General features: G+C 77.7%; 5 protein-coding genes. All 5 read right to left on the bottom strand.

The features are described 5' to 3' along the window. A partial coding sequence (locus tag AC2CJA_RS23325; RefSeq protein ID WP_484604650.1) for a lipopolysaccharide biosynthesis protein occupies positions 1 to 665 on the bottom strand: 665 nt, incomplete at its 3' end. A gap of 6 nt (positions 666 to 671) precedes the next feature. Further along, on the bottom strand, positions 672 to 1,898 hold the full coding sequence (locus AC2CJA_RS23320) for a glycosyltransferase (protein WP_484604649.1): 1,227 nt from the start codon (positions 1,896 to 1,898) through the stop codon (positions 672 to 674). Between the two features lie 88 nt (positions 1,899 to 1,986). Next, positions 1,987 to 2,718, bottom strand: coding sequence for a polysaccharide deacetylase family protein (locus tag AC2CJA_RS23315; protein ID WP_484604651.1), 732 nt, complete (start codon positions 2,716 to 2,718; stop codon positions 1,987 to 1,989). Between the two features lie 73 nt (positions 2,719 to 2,791). Continuing rightward, entirely contained in the window at positions 2,792 to 4,513 is a 1,722-nt protein-coding gene (locus tag AC2CJA_RS23310; RefSeq protein WP_484604648.1) for a lipid II flippase MurJ, read from the bottom strand. Continuing rightward, positions 4,501 to 5,746 (bottom strand): O-antigen ligase family protein (locus AC2CJA_RS23305; protein ID WP_484604647.1); only part of this gene is annotated, 1,246 nt, incomplete at its 5' end. The genes AC2CJA_RS23310 and AC2CJA_RS23305, both read right to left, overlap by 13 nt.

The raw sequence follows: 5,746 nt of genomic DNA, 5'->3' as shown, positions 1-5,746 counted from the left end.
GCCCCGGCGGGGGCCGGTACGCCGACGGGGCCCGGCTCGCGGCGTCCCCGGGGGGCGGCCAGGAGCGCGAGGCCGCCGACGAGCCCGCCCACGCAGACGCCCACCGCGACGGAGAGCGGCGCGGAGGGTGAGGCGGGCTCGGCGGGGTCCAGCGCCCGGGAGAACAGCGACAACCGCACTCCCGTACTGCTCGCGGCCCGGTTGCCGGTCCTGGTCAGGGCGTCGGCCACCGCGTTGGAGGCGGCGGCGGCCAGCGGGGGGCTGGAGGCGGTCCCGGTGATCTCCACCATGGGCGCGTCCGGGGAGGTGGCCGACCGCACGGCGTCGCGCAGCTCGTCCACCGGCATCTCCGCCGCCTTCCCCGCCTCGGCGAGGACGGCGCTGTCGGTGGCGACGCGGCCGTACGCCTGGGCGAAGCCGAGGGCGGAGGCCGAGTCCGCTCCGGGACCTGGGACCACCACCACGTAACTGGTCGCGGCGTAGCGGGGCGTGGCGAGCAGGCCGTACGCCGCTCCGCCGGCCAGTCCCAGCAGGATCCCCAGGGCCAGCGGCCACCAGGCGGGCGGCGTCGGCAGTGCGGGCGCCCGCCACGGCTGCGAGAGGCGGGCGAGCGGGCCGGCGCGGCGCGGCGCGGCGGGGGGTTGGGTCGTGCGCGGTTCGGTCAAGGCGTGCTACCTCTTCGTCGGGGTGGTCGGGACGGCCGGAGCCGCCGGAGCGGGCAGGGGCGGTGCGGGCGCCGCGGCACGTACGGCCGGTCGCGCGCGGGCACGGCCGTGGAGCTCCTCGTACAGGGCCGTGAGCCGGTCCGCGCCGCGTGCCACGTCGTAGCGGCGCACGGCCTCGCACGCCGGGGCCCGGCGTCTGCCGGGCGGCACCGACGACGGCTCGCGCAGCGCCGCGACCAGGTTCGCGACACCCGGTTCGACGCGGTGCGCCCCGGGGGCGTGGGAGTGCGGCAGCTCGTCGATGGCCGGGCAGGTCACGTGGAGCACGGGCAGCCCGGCCGCCAGCGCCTCCAGCACGGCCAGCCCGAAGGCCTCCTCGGCCGACGGCGAGACGAACACGTCCATGGCGCTGAGCAGCCCGGGGATGTCCGGGCGCCCCTCACCGGCGCCCGGCTCTCGCCCCACCGCTCCCCCGCACTCCCCCAGCAGCCGTACGCGGTCGGCGATGCCGAGCCCGGCGGCCAGCTCGCGCAGCCTGCCGCGTTCCGGGCCGTCACCGGCCAGGACCAGATGGGCCCCGGGCAGTTGTGCGACGGCCCGCACCGCGATGTCGAAGCGCTTGCCGGGCACCAGCCGTCCGACGCCGCCGACCACCAGGGCGTGCGCGGGCAGTCCCAGGCGGGTGCGCACCGACGCGCGCACCACGGGGTCGAAGCGGAACCGGGCCGCGTCGATGCCGTTGGGGATGACCCGGATGCGGGAGCCGGGCACGCCCCAGCGGCGCAGCCGGGAGGCGACGGTGGTGGAGACCGCGACGGTCGCGGTGCCCATCCTCTCGGTCGCCAGGTACAGGGCGCGGGCGCCCTGGGTGAGCGGGCGGCCCTCGATCCGCCGCTCGCCCAGGGAGTGCTCGGTGGCGACCACGGTGCGCGTCCCGGCCAGCCGCGCCGCGATCCGCCCGTAGACGCAGGCCCGGTACAGATGGGTGTGGACGATGTCGTAGCGCCCGGCTCGGATGGTGTCCGCCAGGCGCGGCAGGGCGGGCAGGTCGCGGTTGCCGCGCATCCCCAGATGGGTGACGGCGGTGCCGTCGGCCTCGATGCCGTCGGCGACCGCGCCGGGATTGGTCAGGGTGACCACGTCGCAGCACAGCGGCAGGTGGCGCAGCAGCAGCCGCAGTTGCTGCTCGGCGCCGCCGGCGCCGAGGCCGGTGATGATGTGCAGCACCCTCATCGGTCCTCCTCTCCCCCGCTCCGGCTCCGGGCCGGGGCCCAGGGCCGGGGCCCGGGCCCGGGTGGACGGCCCTCCGCGGGCGCCGCCCTCACCGTCCGGCCCCGGTGAGGGATCCGGCGGCCGGTGCGGTGGGGCCGCTGGGCAGGGCCCGGCGCCGCAGGGGGTGCAGCAGCCGCTTGGCGTACAGTCGCGGCGAGGTGTCCCCCTCGCCGATGTGCACGCGGGGCAGGGCGTGGAGGCCGGTCAGCGGGCCGGGGTCGATGGCGCAGGCGTACGCGTAGTCCGCCGCGCGCACCGCGCGCACCGCACGGTGGTCGACCGTGCCGTAGGGGTAGCAGAAGCCCTCCGTCCGGCGTCCGGTGATCTCCTCCAGCAGCAGGCGGCTGCCCTCGGTCTCCCGGCGCAGGGTCTCGTCGTCGGCCGCCGTCAGGTCGAGGTGGAGCAGCCCGTGGGAGCCGACCTCCATGCCGGCGCCGACCGCGGCGCGGATCCCCGCCTCGGTCAGCAGCGGTTTGCGGGGGCCCAGCGGGTCCCACGCGTTGTCGCCGCCGAGCCTGCCGGGCAGGACGAACACGGTCGCGGTGCAGCCGTGGCGGCGCAGCAGCGGTACGGCCTCCCCGGCGAAGTCGGCGTACCCGTCGTCGAAGGTCAGGCCCACCAGGCCGGTGCCCCGTCCGGCCGATCTCTCCCGCAGCAGCTCGCCCACCCCCACCCCGCGCAGACCCCGCCTCCGCAGCCAGCGCAGTTGGCGGTCCAGGCGGCCCGGCGAGACGGTGACGTTGTAGGGGTCCTCGGTGTGCTCGGCCACCGAGTGGTACATCAGCACCCAGGGGCGCGCCGGCCGTGGCCGCGGCGGCGAGGCGGCGGGGGCGGGGGTGGTCGTGCGGGCCGGATCAGCGGACATGGCGGAACCTTCGTGTGACGGTGGTGAGCAGCTGCGGTACTTCGGGCGCCCGGACGGCGAGCGCCGCGGCGGTGAAGACGGCCGGGACGATCAGCGCCCCGGCGACGGCGGTGGGAAGCGGGGAGGGCAGGAGCGGCGCGGTGGCCAGACCGGCCCCGGTGGCCGCCGCCGCGGCCAGGACCAGTCGGCCCAGGCCGGCCGCCACCGCGCGCACCCGGACGGGCAGGACGCGGGCGCGCAGGCCGCGCAGGAGCAGCAGCGCGGTGGCGGTGATCCCGGCGGCGTTGGCCGCGGCGATGCCGTGGACGCCCCAGCGGGGGGCGGCCAGGACGCCGGCCGCGACGGTGAGCAGCAGGCCGACGGCCATCGCGCCGGCCGGGTACCAGACGGGCCGGGCGGTGGCGAAGAACGGCCGCACCAGGGCACCGGCCAGGCAGTGGCCGAGCAGCCCGGTGGCGTAGACGCGCATGACCGAGGCGGTGGCGGCGGTGTCCGCGGCGCCGAAGGCGCCCCGCTCGAAGAGGAGCTGGACGACCTGGGGGGCGTAGGCGATCACGTACGCGGCCCCCGCCAGCACCACCGTCGCGGCCAGCGCCAGATCGCGCTCCACGCGCAGCCGGGCCCGCTCGGTCAGGCCGTCGGCCATGGCACGGGCGACCAGGGGGAAGGTGACCGTGCACAGCAGCAGGGAGAACGTCATGGGCAGTTGGGCGATCTTCTGCGCGTAGTTCAGGTGCGAGATCGCGCCGGGCGGCAGTCCGGAGGCCAGGAAGCGCTCGACGAGCACCTGCGACTGGCGGGAGAGGGCGAAGACGGCCACCGGCACGACCACGCCCCAGCCCACCAGCGCCGTGGCGCGGCGCGCACGTTCGGCCCCGGCGGCCCGGCGGGCGCTTACGGCCCGGGCGGCGCGTACGGGCAGGCGCCGCCAGAACGCCGGGAGCTGGACCAGGATCATCGCCAGGCTGCCCGCGGCCACCCCGAACGCGGCGGCGCGCACCCCCCAGCGGGCCTGCAGGCCCAGTACCACGGTGATGATGGTGACGTTGTACGCGCAGTAGATCGCCGCCGGGGGCACGAAGCTGCGGTGGGCGCGCAGGGCCGCGCTGAAGTACCCGGCGGTTCCGAAGCCCAGCACGGTGACGGCCGTCAGCCGGGTGCAGTCCACCGCCAGGCCGGAATCGGCCAGGCCGGGCGCGAGGGCGCCCACCAGCTGCGGCGCCAGCAGCGCCACGACCGCGGCGGCGCAGGCCAGCGCCAGGAGCAGCCGGGGAAGCGTGGCCGCCAGCAGGGCGCGCACCGGGTCGCCGACGGGTCCCGCCGGGCTCCCCGGGAGACCGCCGGCGCCGTCCTCGCGGGCCGCGGCGCGGCGCGACAGCGCGAGGCTGAACGCCGGGACCAGCACCAGCGCCATGGCGTCCTCGATGAGGATCGTCGAGGCGAACTCGGGGATGGTCCAGGACACCAGGAACGCGTCCGTCTCACTGCCCGCTCCGAACAGGTGGGCGATGGTCTGGTCCCGTACCAGGCCGAAGAAGGAGCCGGCCGCGGTCAGGGCGGCGGTCACCGCGGCGGCCCGGGCGACGAACCGCCCGCCCCGCGTGGATCCGGAGCCGGGACCGGAGCCGGAAGCGGAGGTGGGGACGGCCGGGGGTCCGGGAGGCGACGGGGGCGCGGTGGGCGCGCCGGTCACGGTGTTCACCGTACGCACGCCCCCTTCGCGCCTGGCGCGCGGTGGCCGGCCGCTCCGCCGGGCACCGCCGCGGGCGCCAGCGCCCACCAGGCGGCCAGGCCGATCGCCACGGCGGTCAGCACCGTGGAGGGGCCGCCGATGTCGGCGTAGAGGAAGTCGACGCAGACCAGGACGAGCAGGCCGATCGCGGCCGGTCCGCAGTCGGAGCCCCGTCCGGCCGCCCGTGCCCGCCGCAGCCGCCGCACACCCAGCACCAGCAGCGCCGCCCAGCCGCCGACGACGGCGACGGCGCCGGCCAGCCCCTGCTCGGCCAGGAGGAGCAGATACATGTTGTGCGGGGACAGCAGGGGCTGGCGGTGGAAGCCCTGTCCGGCCCCGGCGGTGTCGCTCGCCGAGGACAGCGCGAGGGAGGCGTGGGAGTCGCGGTGCTCGGCGAAGCCCCTGGGGCCCACCCCGGTCAGCGGGTTCTCGCGCCAGATCTCCGCGGCGGCGGCCCACATGGTGTAGCGGTCGGTCACGGACTGGTCGGGCTCTCCGGCGACCTCGGTGATGCTGGCGGCGCGTTCGGCGACGAGGTCTCCGCCCATACCGAGACCGCCGACCAGGACCACCGCGGCGGCCAGGACGACCGCCGCGGTGCGCAGGGCGGCTCGCAGGCCGGTCAGGAGCACCACCACCGCGCAGGCGGCGGCGGTGGAGATCCACGCCCCCCGGCTGAAGGAGAGGACCAGCGGCACCAGGAGCGCGGCGGCGGTGCCCAGCGCCGCGGGCCTCAGCCACCGGGGGGCCCTGGCGGGCGGGGCGAGTCCCGCGGCCAGGGCGACGACGACGCCGCAGGAGACGGCGGAGGCCATCCCCATGACATCCGTCGGGCCGAAGGTGCCCACCGCCCGGACGTTCTCCCCCTGGTACGAGGCGCCGGTGCCGGTGAGGTACTGGTGGACGCCGACCGCGCCCTGCGCCACGGCGACCGCCACCAGCGAGAGGGCGACCAGCCGGGCGTGCCGCCGCGAGCGCAGCGTGAGCACCAGGGCGGCCGGCACCAGGACGAACACCTGGAGCAGGCGGACGAAGCCGGCGAGACCGGCCACGGGGTCCTGGGCCGTCACGGCCGCCAGCGCCAGGCAGGCCGCCGGGGCCGCCAGGACGGCGGCGGCCGTGGCGTCCAGCGGACGCGCGCGGGTGCGCAGCGCCCACGCGGCGCAGCACACGACCAGAACGCCCGAGGCGGCGTCGGCGAGGGTGGGACCC

The organism is Streptomyces sp. ATLC9, from assembly GCF_057196705.1.
Note: the sequence above shows the minus strand (reverse complement) of the source record. Positions and strands in the feature narration are given on the sequence as shown.

Excerpts from the sequence above, each read along its gene's own strand:
- AC2CJA_RS23315 (WP_484604651.1), bottom strand. The coding sequence starts at position 2,718 with ATGTACCACTCGGTGGCCGAGCACACCGAGGACCCCTACAACGTCACC.
- AC2CJA_RS23320 (WP_484604649.1), bottom strand. The coding sequence starts at position 1,898 with ATGAGGGTGCTGCACATCATCACCGGCCTCGGCGCCGGCGGCGCCGAG.